This is a genomic window from Rhizobium sp. T1470, assembly GCF_042140505.1.
Classification (GTDB): Bacteria; Pseudomonadota; Alphaproteobacteria; order Rhizobiales; family Rhizobiaceae; genus Rhizobium; species Rhizobium favelukesii.
The window spans coordinates 772755-795170 of record NZ_CP148094.1; the positions used below are offsets into that span (position 1 = coordinate 772755).

General features: G+C 58.0%; 21 protein-coding genes and 2 pseudogenes. 9 read left to right on the forward strand and 14 right to left on the reverse strand.

The annotated features are described in order from the left end of the window. Window positions 1-291 precede the first annotated feature (291 nt). A complete protein-coding gene (locus WGT02_RS38160) occupies window positions 292-1230 on the forward strand; it encodes a hypothetical protein (protein ID WP_208245488.1) in 939 nt (312 codons plus the stop codon). 176 nt (window positions 1231-1406) lie between these two features. Continuing rightward, window positions 1407-1643: a hypothetical protein gene (locus WGT02_RS38165; protein ID WP_024314159.1), complete on the forward strand. Its 237-nt coding sequence runs from the start codon at window positions 1407-1409 to the stop codon at window positions 1641-1643. 147 nt (window positions 1644-1790) lie between these two features. Here the strand turns inward: WGT02_RS38165 and WGT02_RS38170 are convergent. From WGT02_RS38170 to WGT02_RS38185, 4 genes and pseudogenes are all read right to left on the reverse strand, one after another. Continuing rightward, window positions 1791-2171 (reverse strand): annotated as a pseudogene (locus WGT02_RS38170) (DUF1254 domain-containing protein); the annotation flags it as partial. Between the two features lie 184 nt (window positions 2172-2355). Further along, window positions 2356-2898, reverse strand: coding sequence for a DUF1643 domain-containing protein (locus WGT02_RS38175; protein WP_208245486.1), 543 nt, complete (start codon window positions 2896-2898; stop codon window positions 2356-2358). Between the two features lie 885 nt (window positions 2899-3783). After that, window positions 3784-3969: a hypothetical protein gene (locus WGT02_RS38180; RefSeq protein WP_024314154.1), complete on the reverse strand. Its 186-nt coding sequence runs from the start codon at window positions 3967-3969 to the stop codon at window positions 3784-3786. After that, window positions 3966-4133: a hypothetical protein gene (locus WGT02_RS38185; protein WP_167371596.1), complete on the reverse strand. Its 168-nt coding sequence runs from the start codon at window positions 4131-4133 to the stop codon at window positions 3966-3968. Before WGT02_RS38185 ends, WGT02_RS38180 begins: the two co-directional genes overlap by 4 nt. Before the next feature lie 280 nt (window positions 4134-4413). Here WGT02_RS38185 and WGT02_RS38190 point away from each other — a divergent pair, with 280 nt between their 5' ends. The 5 genes from WGT02_RS38190 (at window position 4414) to WGT02_RS38210 (ending at window position 11196) form a co-directional block, all read left to right on the forward strand. Next, window positions 4414-4755 carry a hypothetical protein gene (locus WGT02_RS38190; RefSeq protein WP_024314153.1) on the forward strand — a complete coding sequence of 114 codons (342 nt, stop codon included), beginning with the start codon at window positions 4414-4416 and terminating at the stop codon, window positions 4753-4755. Between the two features lie 351 nt (window positions 4756-5106). Continuing rightward, window positions 5107-7392 carry a PBP1A family penicillin-binding protein gene (locus WGT02_RS38195; protein ID WP_208245484.1) on the forward strand — a complete coding sequence of 762 codons (2286 nt, stop codon included), beginning with the start codon at window positions 5107-5109 and terminating at the stop codon, window positions 7390-7392. Window positions 7393-8236: 844 nt separating this feature from the next. Beyond that, window positions 8237-9721, forward strand: coding sequence for an IS21 family transposase (gene istA / locus WGT02_RS38200; RefSeq protein WP_208244988.1), 1485 nt, complete (start codon window positions 8237-8239; stop codon window positions 9719-9721). Beyond that, window positions 9718-10557 (forward strand): IS21-like element helper ATPase IstB, encoded by an 840-nt coding sequence (gene istB / locus WGT02_RS38205; protein ID WP_208245483.1) that lies wholly within the window; start codon window positions 9718-9720, stop codon window positions 10555-10557. Before istA ends, istB begins: the two co-directional genes overlap by 4 nt. A gap of 504 nt (window positions 10558-11061) precedes the next feature. Then, the gene (locus tag WGT02_RS38210) at window positions 11062-11196 is read left to right on the forward strand and encodes a hypothetical protein (protein WP_375679983.1); all 135 of its coding nucleotides are present in this window, start codon (window positions 11062-11064) and stop codon (window positions 11194-11196) included. Window positions 11197-11597: 401 nt separating this feature from the next. On the opposite strand, the gene WGT02_RS38215 is transcribed toward WGT02_RS38210, so the two are convergent. Then, window positions 11598-12602: an inorganic phosphate transporter gene (locus tag WGT02_RS38215; RefSeq protein WP_024314151.1), complete on the reverse strand. Its 1005-nt coding sequence runs from the start codon at window positions 12600-12602 to the stop codon at window positions 11598-11600. Continuing rightward, a complete protein-coding gene (locus WGT02_RS38220) occupies window positions 12602-13243 on the reverse strand; it encodes a DUF47 domain-containing protein (protein ID WP_024314150.1) in 642 nt (213 codons plus the stop codon). The genes WGT02_RS38215 and WGT02_RS38220 overlap by 1 nt, the downstream gene beginning before the upstream one ends. Window positions 13244-13364: 121 nt before the next feature. On the opposite strand from WGT02_RS38220, the pseudogene WGT02_RS38225 reads away from it, so the two are divergent. After that, window positions 13365-13544 (forward strand): annotated as a pseudogene (locus WGT02_RS38225) (LacI family transcriptional regulator); the annotation flags it as partial. Between the two features lie 314 nt (window positions 13545-13858). Next, window positions 13859-14386, forward strand: coding sequence for an NUDIX hydrolase (locus tag WGT02_RS38230; protein WP_208245481.1), 528 nt, complete (start codon window positions 13859-13861; stop codon window positions 14384-14386). 38 nt (window positions 14387-14424) lie between these two features. Here the strand turns inward: WGT02_RS38230 and mctP are convergent, their stop codons facing one another. The 8 genes from mctP to WGT02_RS38270 form a co-directional block, all read right to left on the reverse strand. Further along, complete coding sequence (mctP, locus tag WGT02_RS38235) at window positions 14425-15906, reverse strand: monocarboxylate uptake permease MctP (protein ID WP_024314148.1); 1482 nt, start codon at window positions 15904-15906, stop codon at window positions 14425-14427. Beyond that, a complete protein-coding gene (locus tag WGT02_RS38240) occupies window positions 15896-16096 on the reverse strand; it encodes a DUF3311 domain-containing protein (protein WP_024314147.1) in 201 nt (66 codons plus the stop codon). The genes mctP and WGT02_RS38240 overlap by 11 nt, the downstream gene beginning before the upstream one ends. 199 nt (window positions 16097-16295) lie before the next feature. Beyond that, window positions 16296-16946 (reverse strand): response regulator transcription factor, encoded by a 651-nt coding sequence (locus WGT02_RS38245; RefSeq protein WP_208245480.1) that lies wholly within the window; start codon window positions 16944-16946, stop codon window positions 16296-16298. Then, complete coding sequence (locus tag WGT02_RS38250; RefSeq protein WP_208245479.1) at window positions 16943-18322, reverse strand: cache domain-containing protein; 1380 nt, start codon at window positions 18320-18322, stop codon at window positions 16943-16945. The genes WGT02_RS38245 and WGT02_RS38250 overlap by 4 nt, the downstream gene beginning before the upstream one ends. A gap of 590 nt (window positions 18323-18912) precedes the next feature. Continuing rightward, the gene (locus tag WGT02_RS38255; RefSeq protein WP_208245478.1) at window positions 18913-19650 is read right to left on the reverse strand and encodes an ABC transporter ATP-binding protein; all 738 of its coding nucleotides are present in this window, start codon (window positions 19648-19650) and stop codon (window positions 18913-18915) included. After that, a complete protein-coding gene (locus tag WGT02_RS38260; RefSeq protein ID WP_208245477.1) occupies window positions 19650-20492 on the reverse strand; it encodes an ABC transporter ATP-binding protein in 843 nt (280 codons plus the stop codon). The genes WGT02_RS38255 and WGT02_RS38260 overlap by 1 nt, the downstream gene beginning before the upstream one ends. Continuing rightward, entirely contained in the window at window positions 20479-21381 is a 903-nt protein-coding gene (locus WGT02_RS38265; protein ID WP_024314142.1) for an ABC transporter permease, read from the reverse strand. Before WGT02_RS38265 ends, WGT02_RS38260 begins: the two co-directional genes overlap by 14 nt. Continuing rightward, complete coding sequence (locus WGT02_RS38270; protein WP_024314141.1) at window positions 21378-22406, reverse strand: ABC transporter permease; 1029 nt, start codon at window positions 22404-22406, stop codon at window positions 21378-21380. The genes WGT02_RS38265 and WGT02_RS38270 overlap by 4 nt, the downstream gene beginning before the upstream one ends. Window positions 22407-22416: the final 10 nt, after the last annotated feature.

Consider the following 22416-nt stretch of genomic DNA (forward strand, 5'->3'; position numbering starts at 1 on the left):
AGCGCCCGTTTCAGATGCTTCCGATACCACACATATGGGGAGTCTGCCTGTGAATTGCAACGTGCTAAATATTGCGACTTCATCCACCCCGCGCCGATGAACCTATTCCGGTTTTGAATTCGCTGGCGGACGCCGGATTGAGCGCTTCAATTGGCTTCACGTTGAAAATGAGTTTGAAGAGCTTTGATCGCCGAACGGCCTATGATGTAAGCACCGCATGAGCATGAATCATTTAAACGCAAGGCCGAATTGTCACCGAAAGCCGCCCATGAGACGCACCAACTCGGTATAGTGGCGCGAACGCTCGACGAACGCCTGGATGCAACTGGACCGCAATGTTCGGTACGCCCGACTGAAGGGCATTGGCGCATCTACTTGAATGACGCGCCCATGGAAAAAACGTTTGAGACATCTCGAAAGGCGTTGGCGGCCGCCCGTCACTACAAGGCGGATATGCATCAGCGAATTGCCGACGAATTCTTCAAGACAACAGGGCTCTCTGCCGATCAGTGGTCGCTGAATGCCCATGCGCTGGTCAACCGGGTCGATCCGGCAGAATTTGTTGTCTTCTATCGTCGGAGCTATATGGCCCACATTGGCTGCCATGCACTACCTTCACGCAAGACCATGCAGGAAGCGATCAAGCTCATCAATACGACGTTCCACCTTCCCGGTCCCATGCTTTTCGCGCTGGAGCAGGTCTATGGCGGGCAAGGCAAGCGCTTCGGTCCAGGAGCCGTCAACTGGTCGCTGTTCAACGTCTTGCAAGAGAAGGGCTTTATCAGCTTCGACGAAGGCGAGGAAGACAGGCACGTCCATTTGACGGCGGCCGGTCGAGCCGCCCTCACTCGTGATCCTCGCGGACTTTCACTTGAGCTTCGGGAAATCATCTTTACGGGGGCGTTGCCCGAAGAGCGGGAGTTGCGGTCTGTGTGGAACAACCTCATCGGATCCTCCATCTCAGGACAAGTGAACGCGCAAGGACTTCGCGCAGCCTTTGCCAATGGCTACGAACTTCGTGTGGAAGATGGCTCTGACGAAGGCAAGGACATCATTCTTCGCGGTAGCGGTACGGAGCCGGACGGGACGCCGATCACCGATCTGATGGTTGCGTCCTTTCCAAGTCAGTGGGAACCATTCAAGGTCGCCTCGAAAGGTTTGGCAGAGGCGATCGTGCGGCAGCAGTCGATGTTGAAACGGCCGCCTTCCGCACCGGGGACAGTAGGCTGATCTTGTCGCTTCACGATATCCCTCCTTTGGCGGTGGTCGTGATAGCCCTATAGTTCTAGGCATTCATCCGCTAGGTGCGTGCTACGTCATTGTAGTTGGGAGACGGGGCCCAATGTTCGACTGGCCACGTTGACGCCGCAGTCGTAGTTTCTAGATTTCTCTGGACGGAGGCATCTATGACCAAACAGCAGGATTCTGAATTCAGATTGATGTCGGAAGCAGTCCAGGCCTGGTACCGCTTCTACGAAGCGCCACCTGACGATAGAGCCTCCCGCGTCCTCCGCATCGCGGCGATCGACTTGTACAATGAAGGATACAAGACAGCGGAAGACATCGCCTTCGTTCTCATCGGAACATATGTCGGCATCTGTTCGACGAAGATAAACGCCCCGACTTCGGCATCGGTACACTAGCAGTCCCATCGGTAGGCTATCTGTACCTCTACAGCTGGCGCGTCGTGCTGAAGACGAGTTGGCGGCCTACAGGACATTCCGGCGGATGATCCTAAGCCTGGAACGGGGAGAGATGAGGGCTGTTATTTAGGAGTCCCCACCAATCCAAGAATTGAGGCGTGTGTGCCACGAGTACGCGGTTTTCGAGGCGAGGGTTCGAGCACCGGTCGGCGGCAATGGTGCGAAAAGGCCTTCTTTGGTAATCATCGGCGGCGGCGTTTCCAAATTTGCACCACCCTCCCGCAGCATGTTTCCCCACATTGAACCTGGATAGTACAACCAATCTGGATGGGGCTCGCTGAAAAGCCAGCTTAGCGCACGGCTGGCCGCATTTCCAACCGCTGCGGCGTCGGTCAGAATTTTCTTCAACCGGTCGTCCGGCTTGAACTCCTTGCTTTTCACGATGCCGATTACTGCCAATTGCCCAGCAAGCTCAGGATTGTAGGAATCGGCGGCCTCGTCCTGAACATTGGCGTTGATCAGCCCGAAGTTCCTCCGGAAGATCTGACCCCAAAGCGCTGCGCCGGCTTGCTTGCCTCCTTCGGATATCGCCTTGGTACCGGCGCAGAGATCTCGAAGCTGACTGCCGAGAGACGGACCAGTCCTGCTTGCTTCGCCGTGACTTTGGCGGATCTTTCGAAGGCGCTGGATGTCGGCTTCTGATGCAATCACGCTACGGTAGCGCATCGCGAAACATGATGGGCTGCTGGTCGCGCGGAATGCGGTGCCGGCCACGTGACATCGGGTGCTTGGGCGAGCCGTCCCTGTTCGTGCCGAGGCAGATCAGGGCGACGGCGTGAAGGCGGGCGCGCGTAATGAACCATTCGTCGCGACCGAGGTGGTCGCCGCCATTGCCCCACGCGACGAGTAACGGCGTACCCTGATGGCAGGCAAAGGCGAATGCGGCCTCAATGAATTCGCTATTCTTCGGGCCGACGCACGCGGTCTGCGCCATCATCTCGCCAGGATGCGCGGCGCGGAGAGCATTGAGGTTGACGACGCTCAGACCGCCATAGCCCCAGAGCTTCGCGAAGTAGATCAGTTCGTGCAGTGTCGGATCGTCCGTCTCGTCGTCGGCGGTGGACGGATTGAGCATGCAGACGACCAGGAGGCGCTTTCGAGCATCCCAGATGCGGCGCAGCTCATAGCGGTAGCACCTGCAGTCGGAGATGACGGCGCTCTTGTGTACGGAAGGTCCAAGAAGATCGGTCTGCATCAGCATATCCCCATCGTCATCAGGATATAAAACTCGTCGAGTTCCGTCGTAGGTTCGCCTTGCCGGCGATCTGTATCGCGCCATGCGCCAGGGGCTGCAGGTCACCGTAGAGTGCGCATAAAGACGCGCGGACGGAAGCCGCCGAACAACGAGACGCGACCCACCTGGCCGCACGCATGACGCCGGATCAATTCGCCGAAACCAACGAAGTCGGCATTTCCTCCGTGCGCTTGCATCTGCCACGCTACGGTCTTATCGACGTTCTCAGGTCGCCGCCGCGCGCCCCGCAATCGCATTCGCCTGCAGGACGCACTTTCTCAAAGATGTTGATACCGTCGCTCCGACCAAGGTGTATAGTTTTAGCGCTGCCTAGCAAGGAACTCGCGTACACTTGGTAGGCAACCGGCAGGAGACCGCTAGGCCAGTCCCATCGTGAAAATACGATGTCTAGGGTCTCCTCTGGCGATCGGAGCCATCAATACAGGTGGCTTTTAGACAACATCGAAATTGCTGTCGATCGAGAACGCTCGCTCAGTTGCCATGCCCTGTCTCGCGGTCCCGAACGAACGAAAAATCTGGCGGAAAGCACTGCGCTGCATATTTGCAGCCGCCGTCAGCCCCGCCGGAGCCTCCCCAAAAGGAACCTATTGCCGGTGCGGTTCCCGCAGCAGGAACACTTCAATCTCTCGGCGATATTGGCAACGGGCATACGTTTTCCCAACAGCCGGCCAAGTTCCCACCGATCGATTGGCGTGCTATTCAGGCATGAGGGGCAGGCGGCCGCAAGGACAAACATCTCCGGCAGCGATGCGAGTGTCTCGTTCTCCAGGCTGACGGCATGGTTGGCAACTGACGCCAGATCGATGCTCCGGCGGTGGCGCATGTCTATCTCCGTTCGAGCATAGGCTTCCAGCCGCGTGTCATGCCACGACTCATGGCGCGTTCAGTCAAGACAAGCTGCTGACGCAGATGGCGGATATCCTCCAGCAGCGTAGCGATCGTCGCATTCACGTTATCGTCGTGCCACGCCAGGGCGGCCTGTACTTCAAAATCGACGTCTTCCTTTGTCATTGCAAATCCAGACTTAGTTGCTGGCCCTTCAGTGCGGGCAAGGGGCGACCGATCTCGATCTTTCCGAAAACGCGCTTGCGGCGTTCGGCGTCGCGTTCCCGCTCCGCTCGGCTGGCCGCGACCGCTGCTAAAGCATTCGCAATGACTTGCTCGGTGTGAGTCATGAGAACCTCCTTCGTCTGTTCCTATTTTGTTCTCATTGTTGGGAAAGTCAAGACCACCGTCCATTGCCAAGGAATTCCGCGGAATTAGCACCATCAGACTCCTCTGCGCTGAACTCTCGCGATCGTCGCGATCCTAAGAGACAATGGGTTCAGCAGCGCAACGAATATTGCTTTAGGCTCAACGGAATCTGCCACAAGAATTCATCTCATCGAATAAATACAGAAACTTGACCAGTATCCGGGATACGCCCATATTGCCCAGTACACAGGAGCAACGGCCATGTCCGCCAAAGAGCGCATCAAGAGATATAGGGAGACCGGAGGAGCTGCCGATCTCGTGAGGGTAGAAGTGCTGGTGCCAAGAGCACGTCGAGATGAGATCGTGAGTGTTGCCGCAGAATTTCGCTCCAAGCATCGCATCGAAAAGGATCGCCTCGGGGAATTCATCAGGATGGCGACTGAGCGATATGGCCTGAGGGTGTTCGACAACATAGATATCGACAAGTTAAACGATCTGTCGCAGAAGGCGCGCGTTGTCGCCAACGCTCTCATGGAACGGGGTGATGCGCAAGCTTATGCGATGGGACGCAAAATGGTCTCTGAACTCAGAGATGCACGCTGATGGCACTGACGGAGATCCAAAAGAATATCATGGCGTCCATCGCCGGGAACAGGTCCGACACCAGCTACATTGCTGGCGACTTGGTCTTGAATATGGATTGGCCACGACCGACCGAACGCGGCTATCCTTTTTGCTCTTGTCACCGGCCATGATATTCTCCTTCTCACGGTCTCGAACATTCGTGACCGTGGCGCGGTTCCCGCGAGCGTGACGCGTGACTTGGAAGAAAATTGCCACACCGACCCGCATCATTGACAAAGTATCAGCGACAGCTGTTGACGTCGGGGAAACCACCGGGGCTACCTTTTCTCTGCTTCACGAACTTGGTGAGGGTAATCAAAGAGAGCACGCATGGAGGAGACCACAACCGCATCGGGCAGCAGTCCCGAGAGCGAAGCGCCCAACGACCCTCTGTCCAACGAGAAGCCACATGCCGGGTTCGATCGTGCGGCGTTCGCGCGGACGGGAACAGCGCTTGCCGAACTTGGCCGAGCACTGCGGGGCGACTTGGCTGCCGCGTCGCGTCTGGCGGCCAAAAAGCTCCGAGCACTCGGCAGCCAGGCCCTGTCGCGGCTACGGGACATTGATTTTCAAGCCGCGAAGATTAGAGCCGCCGAGACCGCGGGGCGCTCTGCGGCAGTTTGGTCGCGGGTGTGGCTTTGGCGTTTGCGCTCGACTGATCAGCGAGCTGTCGGAGAGAAGCGGTCCCGCTGGCGGCAGTTTGGGTTGCGGACCGTTGCGACAGCAGGTGTCGCATGTCTTGTGCTCCTCGGTGTCCTCTTTTCTTGGGCACTAAGCGACGTGCCGTGGGAACAAATTGCGGATGGCTCGCTCAAGCCGGTAGTGTTGCTCGAAACGGCAGATGGCAAACCGCTGGTAAGACAGGGGCCGATCCAGGGACCCTTTGCGGCGAGAGAAGAATTTCCCCGCTATCTAATCGATGCGGTGCTCACCCGTGAGGATCGGCGATTTTACGAGCATTCAGGCATCGATCTCAAGGGCATTCTTCGCGCTCTGTTTAGGAACATCCGCGCCGGCGAGGTCGTCCAGGGCGGCAGCACAATCACCCAGCAGCTTATAAAAATTCTTTATCTCGAGCAGGACCGTACCTGGAAGCGGAAAATCCAGGAGGCGGTGATCGCATTCTGGCTAGAAAAGAAGCTAGGCAAGGACGAAATTCTTACGCGATATCTCAACAATATCTATCTCGGCGCAGGTGCAACCGGCGTTCCGGCGGCGGCCCGCATCTATTTCGACAAGGAGGTGCGCGACCTAGATCTCGGCGAATCCGCGATGCTTGTAGGCATCATTCGAGCGCCATCACAGCTCAATCCAATCAGCAATCCACAGGGCGCTCGTCGACAGGCAAGCCTTGTGCTCGACGCCATGGTCGAACGCGGCAAGACCACCGCCGAGCAGGCAAAGGTTGCGGTTGCAGAGTTGGCTGACCTTCATCCGATCAAGCCCGCGGCAAGGTCGGGAGGTTGGTTTTCGGACTGGGTGATGCAGGAGGCGCGCGAGCTTGCCGGCCCGTATCGAGGCACGATAAAAATCAGAACCACGATGGTGCCGCGGCTGCAGGTAATTGCCGAAAAGGTAGTCGCCGAAGCGCTCAAGCAGGAAGGTGCGGCAGCGGGCGCATCGCAAGCTGCCTTGGTTGCAATGACGCCTGAAGGCGGCGTGGTTGCCATGGTTGGCGGGCGCGACTACGCCAAGAGTCCGTTCAATCGCGCGACGACAGCGATGCGGCAACCCGGCTCAGCCTTCAAGTTGTTCGTCTACTATGCCGCGCTGAAGGCAGGCCTCACGCCTGGCGACTGGATCGAGGATGCCCCGATTGAGCTTAACGGATGGTCTCCCGAAAACTACGGCGGAGGCTATCACGGACGCGTTACCATTGCGGAGGCATTCGCACGGTCGTTGAACGCGGCGACGGTGGCGCTTGCAATAGAGATCGGGATCGACCAGGTTATTGCTGCGGCGCGGGAATTAGGAATCGATTCAAAGCTGGCGCAGACGCCAAGCTTGGCGCTCGGCTCCTCGGAAGTAAACCTGCTCGACCTTACCAGCGCCTATGCATCTATTAGAGCAGGCATGGCACCGGTGGAGCCGTGGGGAGTTGTCTCCTTTCATGCCGACGGCCAGCCGCGCGCCTTCCGCGTCGGGCCGCCCAAGCGGCCCTCGACAGATCTTCGCCAGTTTCAGCCGGACATGATTGGCCTGCTGAGGCTGGTTGTCGAACGAGGGACGGGTCGCGAAGCTGATTTCGGAGCCTTTGCGGCCGGCAAGACCGGGACTAGCCAGAACCATCGCGACGCCTGGTTTGTCGGCTTCACGGAGTCACTGGTGGTGGGAGTATGGGTCGGCAATGACGACGAGACGCCGATGAACGAGGTGACGGGTGGCAAGCTGCCGGCCAGGATCTGGCGGAATTTTATGCGCGCTGCCACCGCCGTGCATGACGGCGGTGCGCTCTACAGTGAGCCCGACGTCGCTGCGGATAGTTCCTCCGACGATAGCGGTCAAGCATCGGTCACCTGCAATTTTCGAGACTGCGCGGGTGCTTATCGCTCGTTCCGCCCCGCCGACTGTACGTTTCAACCCTACCGTGGGCCGCGTAGGCTGTGTGAGAAATAAGGTCAAACTCGCAAGGGGAGCGTTCAAGCCGACTTCGGTAATCTCGGACTGTCCGATAGGATTCGTGCTTGTGCTACCGAAACACCATAGGACGCCATCAGCCATAGGCTGAGTGCAACGGCACGAGGTATCTGCTGATCCGCCGACGCCCACCGACGGCTCGTGAGTTCATCGACGCCAAAAAGCTCTGCGGCGACGCTTGCGGTCAATCCGGTGACAGCCAGCGCCGCCCTGAATTCGGACGGGTGTCATTTGATGCGTTCCCTGCGCGATTCACGCGCGCTTTATTTCGCTATGCCGCGCCTTTAGCTTCCAATCAATTTCAAGATATCTAATATACGGCATTTGCTGGTCATTTTACGACATGCTCCTTTTGCTTAAAGTTCGAGGCTTCGCAGCGGCCAAAAGCTTCAACTGCGCCGGATCCCGCATGCCTCCACGAAAGAGTTCGATAATCATCCTAGCCACCCGCCGGCAAATCCAATGAGATGTCGTTTCAACCAAGTGCAGACGTCGAGGTCTCCTGAAGCTAACCGATTATCGCGGATCGAATTCCAGTCGCGATTTCATGCGTAGCACTGCCCTACAAGCGGCCCTATTGTCACCGCCACGACCACAGCGCGCCCCTGGACTGCGGCGCGACAATCAGGATGAGAATGCGCGTCAATCAAGATGAGAATCTGTCAGCGCTGCTGGAACGTAGGGAGGGCGTAGCCCGACCGGAGTTCCAGCAGCGCTGATGGCGAGATTTTTCGGCTCGTTTGTGTATCGCGGCCGGCCCAGTATCGAGGTGTATTCCTGAGAGGAGCACCGATTGCCGGGTCGCCATGTAAACGATCATCAAATGAGGCTTTTTATGAAGTTGCGTCAGACGCATTCGGTCACTGTTGCGGCCGCCAAATCCTCCATAAGCGTTGCCACAGCCTACCGCCTTGATAGCGATGCCAGGCTACCATCCCAAAAGAAGCCGGCCCGTGAACGGCGGCGTCCCGATCCACTCGTCGACATCTTCGACGCCGAAGTTGTGCCGATCCTGAAGTCCTCGCCAGGTATTCGATCTGTGGCCCTCTACGAGGAGATGCTGCGGCGTCATCCGGAACTCGGACAGGGAATTCGGCGGACTCTGGAGAGGCGGATCAGTGCATGGCGGTCAATACATGGCCAAGAACAGGAGGTTATCTTTCGGCAGGTTCATGAGCCAGGCAGGCTTGGACTATCCGACTTCACCGATATGGGCAGCATTGGCGTTCGCGTCGCCGCTGCGCCGCTTGATCATCTTCTTTATCACTTTCGTCTTGTCTGGTCCGGCTTTGAGCATGCGCACGTCATCTTGGGCGGAGAGAGCTTTGTCGCCCTGGCGGAAGGTTTGCAGAATGCTTTGTGGTCGGTGGGTGGGGCACCATTGAACCACCGAACGGATAGCCTCTCTGCTGCTTTCCGCAATCTCGACAACGACGCAAAGCGGGATTTGACGCAACGCTACGAGCAGCTCTGCGAGCACTACCTGATGACGCCGACGCGCAACAACAAGGGTATCGCCCATGAGAACGGCTCGATCGAAAGCTCCCATGGCCATCTCAAGAGTGCGATTAAAGACGCACTCTTGATGCGAGGTTCAAATGATTTCGACGACCTCGACAGCTATCGCAGCTTCATCGATGAGATTATCGGCCGTCGCAATGCGCTGAAGGGCAAGCGAACCGATGTGGAACGAACGCATCTGCAACGTTTGCCCGAAAGACGAACGACCGATTTCGAGGAGATCGTTCTGCGTGTCGCGCGCACCGGGGGCTTCACACTGCGTAAAGTCTTCTACACAGTTCCTTCCCGACTGATCGGACACACGCTGCGCATTCGCCTTTTCGACGATCGCCTTGATCTGTTTGTCGGCGGAACACCATTGATGACACTGCCCCGAGGGCGCGCTCACTCCAGTGGCAAGCATAGTCAGATCGTCGACTATCGGCATGTCATTCATTCGCTGCGCCGCAAACCCATGGCTCTGCTCGGCCTTGTTTATCGCGATCAGCTCTTTCCACGGCAATCGTATCGGCAGACCTTCGACCTCTTGATTGAACGGATGCCAGAGAAGCAGGCGTGTAAGTTGATGGTCGAGCTCCTCGCACTTGCGCATGACCGCGGCTGCGAGGCTGAACTCGCCGACCAACTTCAGCTCAGTCTCGACGCCGGTAAACTGCCGAACATGCAGCGCCTGAACGCACTGTTCGCTCCCGATCCGGCCGCGATACCCGGTGTCGTCGTCCAACTGGCTCCTCTTTCCAGCTACGAAGTTCTGCTCGCATCGAACGAGATGGGAGATGCAGCATGAAGAATAGCAGCTCCGTCGACGCCGCACGCCTTTCCCTGCTGCTCAATGAACTCCGCCTGCCAGCGATCAAAGTTCTGTGGCCGCAATTTGCTGAACAGGCCGACAAGGAAGGCTGGCCAGCAGCGCGCTTCCTTGCGGCCATCGCCGAGCACGAGCTCTCGGAACGAGACCGGCGCAGGATTGAACGTCATCTCGCTGAGGCAAGACTGCCGCCCGGCAAGACCATTGACAGCTTCGACTTCGATGCCGTGCCAATGATCTCGAAAGCCCAGGTCATGGCGATCACCGCTGGCGACGCATGGATCGCTAAGGGCGCTAATGTCCTGATGTTCGGCCCACCAGGCGGAGGCAAGAGTCATTTGGCGGCCGCCATCGGGCTGGCACTTGTCGAAAATGGTTGGCGGGTTCTCTTCACGCGCACGACGGAACTTGTTCAAAAGCTTCAGGTCGCTCGCCGCGAACTTCAACTGGAATCCGCGATCAACAAGCTCGAAAGATTCGATCTGCTCATTCTCGATGATCTTGCTTACGTCACCAAGGATCAGGCCGAAACAAGCGTTCTGTTTGAACTGATCTCCGCGCGATACGAGCGTAAATCCATGCTGATTACGGCAAACCAGCCGTTTGGAGAATGGAACCGTGTATTCCCGGATCCGGCGATGACGCTCGCCGCGGTGGACCGGCTTGTTCATCACGCAACGATCTTCGAGATGAACGTCGAAAGTTACAGGCGTCGCTCTGCCATGGAGGCAAAACGCCAACGTGGAAGACCGTCCTCCTACGCGACAATCAACAACACAAACGAGATTGTCGCGGAGCGTCAATCAGACCAATGAATGACGCTTGCGAGCGTCAATCAAACAGATAAACTCACCCAGCCAGCGACACACGGGATTCTCATCCAGATTGTCGCGCGCCTCTCATCCAGATCGCCGCGCTATACCTGGACCTCATCAACCAGCGGGTTTTGTCGCAAGGCAACTCTATATTAGGATATTCTTAACTTTGGCGGTGCAGTCTGCTCATGTCGCAGATGTAATCGGTCGCGACAGGCAACATCGACTATATGTGAATTCGGTCCGTCTCTTTGGAGGCGGACCTTTTTCTTTGAGAAGAGCCCACCGAAAGCTCGAGGAGGGGCGCCGCGGAGGCTCGCACCGGCGGCAGCGCTGAAAAGTTCAGCGATCGATTTGCACAAACCGCCCGCGATCCAGCTCGGCAGCAAAAGCCCGGCGGGAGGGACTCGGCGCCGGGCCTTTGAACGGACCTGCATAAGGGCGATGCTGGCCCACAGCGTGTATTTGAAGCGCTGCACTCCAAAAAACTAGCACGTGGCGCAAATGTTCCAGACCGCGGCAAATAATTTATCGCTGGCGGTGGCATCGGCGGATGTCGCCCATACGCCGATTAACTGCTCGATGGCAGGTCCGGCTGCATCGGGTCTGCGCATCCTGATCGCTTCAGGCACATCCTGATGCTTGAGGATCGCCTGCTCATGCGACTGGCTGGCACGGTTCGTCAGCCGGACTCTCGCCAGCAATGCGGCGCGAATGGCGGTCGCACTTGGCGGTTTACCCAACTCCCACCCCGTCGATGATGGCGGTGTGGAACTCCAGGTCGGCCCTCGCCACATAACCGATGGACATCACGCGACGATATGATCGCAGCTGGAACTGCAGAGCTGGTGTCTTGACCCATCATCGGATCAAACGTGTGCCAATCGTGCACAGCAGAGCGTTTGGCGCCAAAATCTCCTTTCAATCTGGCACGGACCGGCAACCGTTCCTGGCCTGGTCTTACAATCGCTCAACGGTCGCATTGTCAGCACGATGCCGTCGGAGACCGAAGTGTCGACATTGGTTCGGCCGTCTCCGAGTCACCCGATACTGTTCACGATCTGATAGGTTAGTGCCGCAATGGCCGCAGTAGCGGGCAGAGTTATCACCCACGCGACGACGATGTTGCCCGCCAATCCCCACCGTACCGCGGAAAGGCGCCGTGCGGCGCCGACGCCGATGATTGCACCTGTGATCGTATGGGTCGTCGAGACGGGGATACCGAGCCATGTCGCGGCAAACAACGTCAGCGCGCCACCTGTCTCCGCGCAGAAGCCCTGCATTGGATTCAGCCGTGTGATCTTGGAGCCCATCGTATGAACGATCCGCCAGCCGCCGAACAATGTTCCGAGCGCCATTGCGGATTGGCAGGACAGGACGACCCAGAAAGGCACGTGGAATTCCCCTCCGCCGTAACCCTGTGAGTAGAGAAGCACGGCGATGATCCCCATTGTCTTCTGGGCGTCGTTACCACCATGGCCGAGCGAATAGAGGGAAGCGGAGACAAACTGCAGGACGCGAAATGTGCTGTCGACGAAAAAGGGCGTCTGCCGGAGGAAGATCCATGTCACGCACAGGACAAGGAAAAGCGCCAGAACGAAGCCCAGAAGCGGAGATAGCACGATAGCGCCGGCCGTTTTCAATAACCCCGACCATACAATGGCGCTCGTACCGGTTTTGGCCAACCCGGAACCGACCAGGCCACCGACCAGCGCATGCGAGGAACTCGACGGTATGCCGAACATCCAGGTGACGATATTCCAGACGATGGCGCCCATCAGCGCGGCGAAGATGACTTGCGGCGTGACGATACCTGGATCGATGATACCGGTGCCCAGTGTTTCTGCCACATGCAGGCCGAAGAACAGGAAGGCGATGAAATTGAAGAAGGCGGCCCACAATACCGCATATTGCGGCCGCAAGACCCGGGTCGAGACGATGGTGGCAATCGAGTTGGCGGCATCGTGCAGTCCGTTCAAAAAATCGAAAAACAACGCGACCGCGATAAGGCCCGCAAGAAGCGGGAATGCGAGGGTGGCCTCCATCAGACGTTCTCGATCACGATGCCGTTGATTTCATTGGCGACGTCTTCGAAGCGGTCGACGACCTTCTCCAACTCGCCATAGATCTCGCTGCCGATAATGTAGGCCATCGGGTTTGTCGCGCCGTGGCGGCGAAACAGATCCTTCAGGCCTTGGTCGTGCAGTTCATCGGAACGACCTTCAACCTTTACCACCTCTTCGGTCAGGACGCCGAGGTGCTGCGCATTGGCGGCCATGCGATCCAGAAGGGGAATTGCTTCGGCCACGAGCTTGGCGGCCTGAACGATGACGCCGCCCATCTCCTGCATGCCGGGATCGAAACTGGTCTGTTCGAACAATCGGATGGTCTTGACCGTCTTGTGCATCATGTCGATGGCGTCGTCCATCGACATGATGAGATCCTTGATATCTCCCCGGTCGAATGGCGTTATGAAACTTTTCCGGACTGCGAGCAGTACCTCGCGCGTAATGTCGTCCGCCTCGTCTTCGAGCGCGATGATGCGTTCACAATGCTGTTGCGTATCCTTTCCGGCAAGCAAGGCGTTCAGCGCTTCTGCCGCGCTGACCGTTGTGCGCGAATGCCTCGCAAAGAGATCAAAGAACCGATCTTCTCGCGGCATCAGTTTACGAAACCATTTCACTATTGGTGCTCCCAATTCCAGCTGTCATAAATCCGTCATAAAAGACCGAGCACGACATGAAAAGGTGACATGCCTTCGAAACGACGTCCTCAACAGGTTCGCAATGGGATTCGAGCCGCCTACCCCGGATCACCTCTGCGTCGCCGGTTTTGATGATATCGAGCAATCGTCATGGTCGTCCTGCCAGTTGACAACGTTCGCACAGCCGGTCACTGCGATTTGATTGGGAGGTACAGAACTCGATGGGCGTTCGGTGGAATTGCATGCGGATCTGATCTGGCGCGACTCAGTGCGGGCAGGGTGAACACGAGCCTCTCATCCCTAATCGACCAAGAAATCGCTTTCATCGTGAGCGGTTCCCCGACAGACGACAGATGATCGTGGCATTATATATGATTGTTTATATGGGATAAAATTGTTTTTATGACAGTTTTGTGACAATGCGTCTTGCAAACACCATCGTCCTGCAGAAGCATAGTCAGCTAATGAACATTGACGGTCTGTCACTCGTGCCAGATATGCGGTGACGATGTCGGATTGTCATCTTGAGGATTGAACGGGGCGAGCTTCTCCAGAGCCGGACCATTAAGCCGGATGGGAGGCCCGTGGTGGAAACGAATGCCTAAGAAGAAGAATAAAACCTATCTCGGGCAACTGGCGGAAGCGGCAGACAAGCTGTTTCATGGCCAGGCGGTCGATCAGTACGCCGCCATTTGCTACAGACGGCGGCCGGATAACCAGGCGATCGAGGTTCTGTTGATCACGTCGCGTGAGACCGGTCGCTGGGTTATTCCGAAGGGCTGGGCCATGGACAAGCGGCTGCCGCATCAGGTTGCTGAGCGGGAGGCTTGGGAAGAGGCTGGTGTTAAGGGCAAGGCGAAGAAGAAGCCATTTGGTTATTACACGTACCTGAAGACGCTGGACACTGGTGGCAAGGTCCCCTCGATCGTGCAGGTCCACTTGGTCGAAGTCGTTGCACTGCAGACGGAGTTTAAGGAGAAAGGCCAGAGGTCGATTGCCTGGTTCCCGCCTCATGAGGCGGCGACGCACGTTCGGGAACCGGAACTCAAGGGACTGTTGGGAAAGGTCGAGAGCTTATTGGGGCGTCAGGCAACCGGTGGAACGGTGGATCGTAAAGCAAGCTGAGATGGCGGCCGGAAACAAGCCCGGCCGCTGCCCTTTTCTTATTGCTGGGCCAGGGGGCTCGCACGTTTCGCCAGTAGGCTGTTCACAGCAGCGGCTACCACGATGTTTGCAGCGAGAGCGAGAAGCCCGGTGTACATCGTGAAACTCGTGTCGCCGATGGAAACCATATGGAGCGGCTTCCAACCGGCATCCCAGACCAGGAACGTGCCGCCGAAGAAACCCACGAACCACCCTGCGAGCAGGCCCGGCGCACGGAACCAGTTGGTGTAGAGGCCGAAGACCAGCGCCGGAAGCGTCTGCAGGACCCAGATGCCCCCGAGAAGCTGAAGGTCGAGCGCAAACTGCGTCGGCAGGAAGATGATGACGAGAAGCGCGCCGACCTTGACGACGAGCGACGTCACCTTCGCGACCTTGGCTTCACCGGCATCCGTCACCTGCGGATTGACATAGGCCTTCCAGAAATTGCGGGTGAAGAGGTTGGCCGCCCCAATGCTCATCACTGCCGCCGGTACCAGCGCGCCGATGGCAATCGCCGAGAAAGCAAAGCCCGCAAACCAGCTGGGAAACAGCGTCTGGAAGAGTGCCGGAACGACGTCGTTGGCGCTGTCGAGCTTCAAGCCGGCGGCGTGTCCCATGTAGCCGAGCAGCGCCAGAAGGCCGAGCAGCAAAGTATAGGCCGGCAGCAGCACTGCGTTCTTGCGGATCGTGTTGCCGCTGTTGGCGGCGAAGACGCCGGTCAGCGTATGGGGATACATGAAGGCCGCAAGCGCCGAACCGAGCGCCAGCGTCGCGTAGGCGACATACTGGTTGGGTGCCAGGAGCAGGCTGCCGGAGCCCTTCGCCTGGAACGCCGCATCGGCGGCGGCAAAGACATTGGCATAACCACCGAGCTTCGAGGGAATGAGCGCCACGGCGGCGATCACGACGATGTAGATCATGATGTCCTTGACGAAGGCGATCAGCGCCGGCGCCCGCAGGCCTGCCGAATAGGTATAGAGCGCAAGCACGATGAAGGCGATCGCCAGCGGCACCTCGCCGTGCAGACCGAGCGCCTTGAGCGCTGCGGTCATGCCGACCAGCTGCAAGGCGATATAGGGCATCGTGGCGATCACACCGGTTGCAGCGACGGCCAGCTCCAGCCCGCGCGAACCATACTGGCCGTGAACCACATCACCTGCGGTCACGTAGCCGAAATCCCTCGCCCGTTTCCACAGCACAGGCATGACCATGAAGACGAAGGGATAGACGACGATGGTGTAAGGCAGCGCAAAGAAGCCGTAAGCGCCGACGGTATAGACCAGCGCCGGGACGGCGATGACCGTATAAGCGGTGTAGAAGTCGCCGCCGACAAGAAACCAGGTGATCCAGGTGCCAAAGCTGCGGCCGCCAAGACCCCATTCGTCGATATGGGCAAGCGTTTTGGGCTTGCGCCAGCGGGAGGCGACGAAGCCCATGACCGTGACGAGCACGAAGAAGAAGATGAAGACGGCGAGCGCCGTGCCGTTGATCTCAGTCGTCATGGCGCGTGCTCCGGTAGGCGATCCAGGTCAGGAAAGCTGTGATCGGCACCCAGGCGAGCTGGTACCAGTAGAAGAAGGGGAAGCCGAAGATAACCGGGTCGTGAAAGTTATAGAAGGGAACCCAGAGGAGCCCGATATATGGAACGATGAGCAGCCAGAGCGCCGCTCTCCTGGTGGAGTTTGTATTCACAATTGTTTCCTCTCGTCTTGAACGCTCAAGTCGCGAGACTTGACCAGACGGAGATGTGCAAGCCTGCTAGAGTCGGCCACACGTTGGCTCCGACCGCTGGCTTTCCTCCTCTGGGCACAGATCCTCCCCTGTGCGCCAAGACTGGCTAGCTCGGCGGCCGGGCGACAGCAAGAGAGGCAGGAGGCTGTCTTGTTTCGTGCTACCCACCAGTGGGTAGGTCAATCAGGAGGTCCGGATGTTCGAGCACGAAACGTACGAGCTCCGCGGTTGATGACAGACCCAGTTTCCGCTTGATGTGCTTGCGATGGGTCTCGACCGTATTCTCACTGATGGCGAGTTCCGTTGCGATCTCTCGATTGCTTTTCCCGGCGGCGATCAAGACAACAATTTCTTGCTCCCGGCCTGTCAGGCTTACGGATTGCCCCCGGCCATCCAGCAGAAGATCACGGACTCCGCTGGAGAAATAGGTGTCGCCACCCGCAACTTTCGTTATCGCCGTAACGATCTCATCGGTGGCAACGTCCTTGAGGATGTAGCCGGCAGCGCCACGCATGATCGAGGAGGAGATGTATTCTCGGCTGTCATGCATCGACAGCATGATGACTTTGGTCTCAGGACTTTCATTCCGGATCAGCGCAATCGCGTCGATCCCGTTGATCTTCGGCATGTTGATGTCAACGAGAGCCACCTGTGGCCGACGTTCGCGGATGAGGGGAAGGGCCGTCGTCACGTCGTGTGCGAAACCGACCACTTCAATATTTTGATATGTATCCAGGACACCTTTGAGCCCCACCACGACGACCGGATGGTTGTCGATCAAGATCACTTTGATCGGCGAAGCGCTCGTCATGCCGCCTTCCCAATCAACGAGGGATCGCCGCCGGCAGATTTTGGAAGCATCACAAGTAAACTCGTTCCATCGTTTCCGCTGTCGATAATCATTAATCCGCCGAAATGGGCAACACGTTCGCGCATGTTTTGGAGACCAAGGCCCTCAGCCTGTCCCGACGGCTTGGGGCCAAGCCCCCGACCGTTGTCCGATATCTGCATGCGTGCTCGTCCCTTCTCGGTCCACAACCTGATTTGCAACCGAGTGGCCTTCGAGTGGCGCTCCACATTGTTTAACGCCTCTTGGGCAACCCGGAAGATCGCGGTACGCGCGGCAGGTACCAGATCATCGATGAATTGCTGCATGCCCAGCGATAATTCAACACCCGTGCGTGCAGCGAATTTCTCCGCCAGGTTCTTGATCGCGGCCGTCAGCCCCATGTCGTCCAGAGCTCTTGGCCTCAGATCGTGTGATATGCTCCGGATCTCGCGGATCGTGTTGCTCAGAGCTTTCACACTTTCGTCAATTGCCGACTTGAGATCTGCCGTGGCGTCCGTTGTTCGACGTCCAGCCAGTTCCATCGCAAATCGTACGCCGAGCAGTTCCTGCGAGATCCCGTCATGCAATTCGCGAGCGAGGCGGGATCGCTCGGTCTCCTGCGTATCGATGACGCGTTGAGTGAGCTTCTTTAGCAAACCGTCCGCCATCTTCCGCTCGTCGAAGGTGACATAAAGACACGTTGAGAAGACAACCAAGACTGCAGGAACAGCGACCAGTGCGACGATAGCGAAGCTTTCCCGCGTTCGCTCCTGCATGGCAATATTTGCAGCTTTGGTCTGAGCGTAGACATCGTCGAGATACGCGCCGGTCCCAAGGATCCAATTCCATTTGGGAAGAGCCAGAACATAAGAAATCTTGTCTGCAGTCGCCCCCGTTGAGGGCTTTTGCCATTTATATTGATGGAGCCCGCCGCCATCGCGAGCCGTCCTAATCAGCTCGCTGATGACCCGGTCGCCATCGGAGTCGACCAGTTCGAGCCAGTTTTTTCCGTGCCGGAACAATTGTCGTGGGTGAACGACATTGTTGCCATCATAATCGTAAACAAAAAAGTACCCGTCCTTGCCGTAGTCGAGTGAGGCCAATATCTGCGCGACGCGGCTTTTTGCGAGTTCGTCGTCAGAGGAAGCCTGGTCGTAGATCGACTGGATGGATGACAGCGCAACACTTGTCAGATTTGCGATCTCCGCTTCCTTCGATTTCAGCATGTTTTCCTGGAAAGCATCGATATTGCTTTGGGCAAGCCTGGTGGATTGCCATGTCAGAAACAACGTGACGCAGACGGTGACGACGATCAGGGGCACAACTGCAAGCACCAAAAGCTTTTGCCGAAATGTCATCAAACTCCTGTCCTTTCCAATCGCTCCGCCCTGTATAGCCTGAATGCTTCGGCGTTCGATCGTTCGCCGATGGTAATCGCGAGCCCGACCGCCGACCTCTTCTGGAGGCTGTTGTCTAAAAGCATGCGGCAACGGCTAAGTCTCGCTTATCGCGCTCATTGCTCAAGGCACGCAGTTAGCCGTTCGATGCTCAGCCGCAGAGAAACCCTACCCAGTTCTGATCGTGACTCTGCAAGGAAACGGAACCCGTAGCGTTCAAAGTTCTTAGTGCATGAGGGTGGCGCATTGGTCCAGCCCTTTTTCATTCAGACAAGGGCCTGCGCCAGTCGCTCGGCGGCAGCTGCTATTGCCACCAAGATTTCAAACCGTCGATAAAGAGCGCGGTTGCGGCTGTTTCTCCATGACCTTGGTGCGATCGATCCGCAGTGATCCGGTCACAGTGATGGGAGCGAAATGCGCCGCGCCAATTTGAAGCGCAGCAAGATCTGCAATTCAGCCTTGCACCGGGCCGCGCTCTGTACCCTTTGCCAAAGGTAAGATCGCCGTCGAAGAGCGACTTGCCAGCTGGCGATTTGACCGCACAACCGTGCTCAGATGAAGCTTGCCCCGAACAATTCGCGGGCATAGGCGTGGTGGGTCACCCCTGTCTGCAGATCCGCCTTGGTGAGTTCGTCGACGAAGCGGCCGTCCTTCATGATCAAAACGCGATCGCACATATGCGCGATGACGGCGAGATCGTGACTGACAAGCACATAGGTCAGACCTCGCTCGTCACGCTGATCGGCCAGCAGGTTCAGAATTTCCGCTTGTATCGAAACATCGAGCGCCGAGGTTGGTTCATCGAGCAGGAGGATGGGCGGGGACAGTATCAGGGCCCTGGCGATGGCAACGCGCTGGCGCTGCCCACCGGAAAGCTCGTGGGGGAAGCGGTTTGCAAAGCCTGCCGGCAGACCGACCTGACGCAGGGCCTTGTCCACCTTCTGCCAGATATCGACATGGTTCATGGCCTTCAAAGGTTCGGCGAGCGCTGTTCCGATCCGGTGGCGCGGGTGAAGGGAACCGTAGGGATCCTGGAAAACCATCTGCGCACATTTGAGATCTTCGCGGCTGCGCGTCGTGCTGACGACCCTGCCGGCGAGCGCAATCTCTCCCGACCACCCCCGTTCCATGCCGGCAAGGCAGCGCAGCAAGGTGGACTTGCCGCAACCAGACTCGCCGACGATGCCCAGGGTCTCACCGCGTGCCACCTTGAAGCTCACCTCCTTGACCACGTGATTTTCCTGCTTGCCCGAAGCAAACACGACATCAAGATCGCGTACTTCAATCATCATGCATTCTCCAGATCGAGCTTCGTCCGGTCGAGAACAGCAAGGCGCCGCACCGGGTTTTTCGGGTCCGGCATCGCCGCCATAAGTCCTCGCGTATAGGGATGGCGCGCGTCTTCAAGCCGGGTCAGCGTTTCGATCACGCGCCCGGAATACATGACGATAATCCGCTCGCAAAACGCTGCGACCATGCGGATGTCGTGGCTGATCAACAGCAGACCGGAATTATTCTCCCGGACGAGCTCATCGAGCAGCGTCAGCACATCCTTCCTGACGCTGACATCGAGGGCCGACGTCGGCTCGTCGGCAATGACCAGTTTCGGCTTCGCAAGAAGCATCATGGCAATCATCACGCGTTGCCCCATGCCGCCGGAAATCTGATGCGGATAAAGCGTCATCACGCGTTCCGGGTCGTTGATCCGCACGCGCTCGAGTGCTGCTCTTGCGGCCGCAAGTGCGGCCGGGCCGCGCAGATCAAGATGCAGGCGGGGGGCCTCGGCGATCTGCTTGCCGACCGTCAGCACCGGATTAAGCGAGTAGCGAGGATCCTGCATGATCAACGCGATGTCCTTGCCCCGTATCTTGCCCATCTGCCGCTCGGGCAGCGACAGAAGGGGGCGCCCGTCAAGGTCGAGACGGGCCGCCGTGACGTTCGCACTCGGCGGCAGAAGGCGCATGATCGCGCGTCCCGTCGTCGATTTGCCGGAGCCGGACTCGCCGACGATCCCGACGCGCTCACGCCCGACGTCGAAGCTTACATCGGATACGGCTCGAACCGCGCTCCTGCCAAAACTCACGTTCAATTCCTGGATGGAAAGTACGGGTTTCATCTCATGATCTTGCATGGCGAGGATCCAGAATGTCGCGAAGCGCATCGCCCGCGATATTGAAGGCAAGACTGGAAATCAGGATAGCCAAGCCAGGCATGACGGCAACCCACCAGTAGTCCAGCATGAACTTGCGTCCGTTCGAGATCATTGCACCCCACTCCGGCGCCGGAGGTTGCGCACCCAGTCCAAGAAAGCCGAGTGAGGCTGCCGTCAAGATGATCCCGGCCATGTTTAATGTCAGGCGAACGATCACCGAGGGGATGCACATGGGCGCGATGTAGACGAACAGGATGCGCGGCGGCGAGGCGCCGTAAAGCTGCGCAGCGGCGACGTAGTCGGCGTTTCTGACGACCAGAGCCTCGGCGCGCGCCAGCCGGGCAATCGGGGGCCAGGCCGTCAGGGAAATGGCGATGATCGCCGTCGTCAGACCGGCGCCAAGGGCAGCGGCAAATGCGAGCGCCAGGATCAGCGAAGGAAACGAAAGAACGATGTCTGTCGCTCGCATCAGCAGCGCATCCGTGCGGCCACCGAAGAAGCCGGCAACCACGCCGATCAGGAGACCGATGGGACCAACAATCAGAGAAATCGAGAGTACCGTCTGGACGGTGATCCGCGTTCCGTAAATCAGCCGGCTAAGAATATCGCGCCCGAACTCGTCGGTGCCGGCCAAATGCGCAGCGCTCGGCGGCTGCAAGGCGTCGGAAAGAACTTGGATATTCGGCTCGTAGGGCGCAAGCCAGGGGGCAATAATCGCAACGATGCAGAGCAGCCCGAGAATAACGAAGCCTGCAAGACCGAGCGGCTCCTGCACAAGCTTCGAGACGATACGCGCCGAAGATGTTGTAATCCGTACTGGAAGGCTCGGTGGACGTACAGGAAGATTGGTGTCAATTGCCTCGCTCATCGCGCTGCCTCTCTCGTGCGCGGATCGAAGATCGCATAAGCGATATCCGCGAGGAAATTTAGAAACATGAAGATGAAACCGATAATGATCGTGCCTGCAACGACGGCATTCATGTCGCCGATCATCAGTGCGTTCGTCATGTATTGGCCGATGCCGGGCCATGAAAAGACGATCTCGGTCACGACCGCGCCTTCAAGAAGCCCACCGTAGGAAATCGCCAAAATGGTGATGAGCTGTACGGCAATGTTGGGAAGAACGTGGCTGATGACGGTCCTTGCCGGGCCTACGCCTTTTGCGCGCGCGGCAATCACATAGTCCTGGCTTAGCTGTTCCAGCGTGAAGCTGCGTGTCATCCTGGTAATGTAGGCCATGGCCGCATAGGCAAGGATGACAGCTGGAAGAATGATGTGGCCGAGTGCGTTCCAGAAGATTTCGGTCTCGCCCTGCAAAAGGCTGTCGACCAGCAAGAGGCCCGTCTGCGGCGTGACCAGGCCCTCGTAAAAAACATCGATACGTCCCGGGCCACCAACCCAGTTCAAACCCGCATAGAAGATGACCAGGCCGACAATTCCGAACCAGAAAACCGGGATCGAATGACCGACAAGCGCGATCACGCGCGCAATCTTGTCGATGAAACTGTCGCGAAAAAGGGCTGCAGTCAGACCAAGCGGTACACCAACGAATGTCGAGATCAGGATTGCCAGGGTGGCAAGTTCGAATGTTGCAGGAAATGCCTGGGCGAGATCGGCCGATACCGGATTGCCGGTCAGAACCGCCGTCCCGAAATCGCCTTGAGCCAGCCCCTTCAGATAGATCAGAAATTGCTGGTAGATCGGCAGGTCAAGGCCAAGCTTCTGGCGCATGGCGGCGTAGGCAGCCGGATCTGCAAGCTCGCCGACGATTGCCCCGACAGGGTCGGCCGGCAAGACGCGGCCGATCACGAAAGTGACGCACAGCAGGATCAACAGGCTGAGAGCGAGATGCCAAAGCCGCCGTCCCAGTTCGGTTACGGACAGTTCTTTCATGATCGGCGAC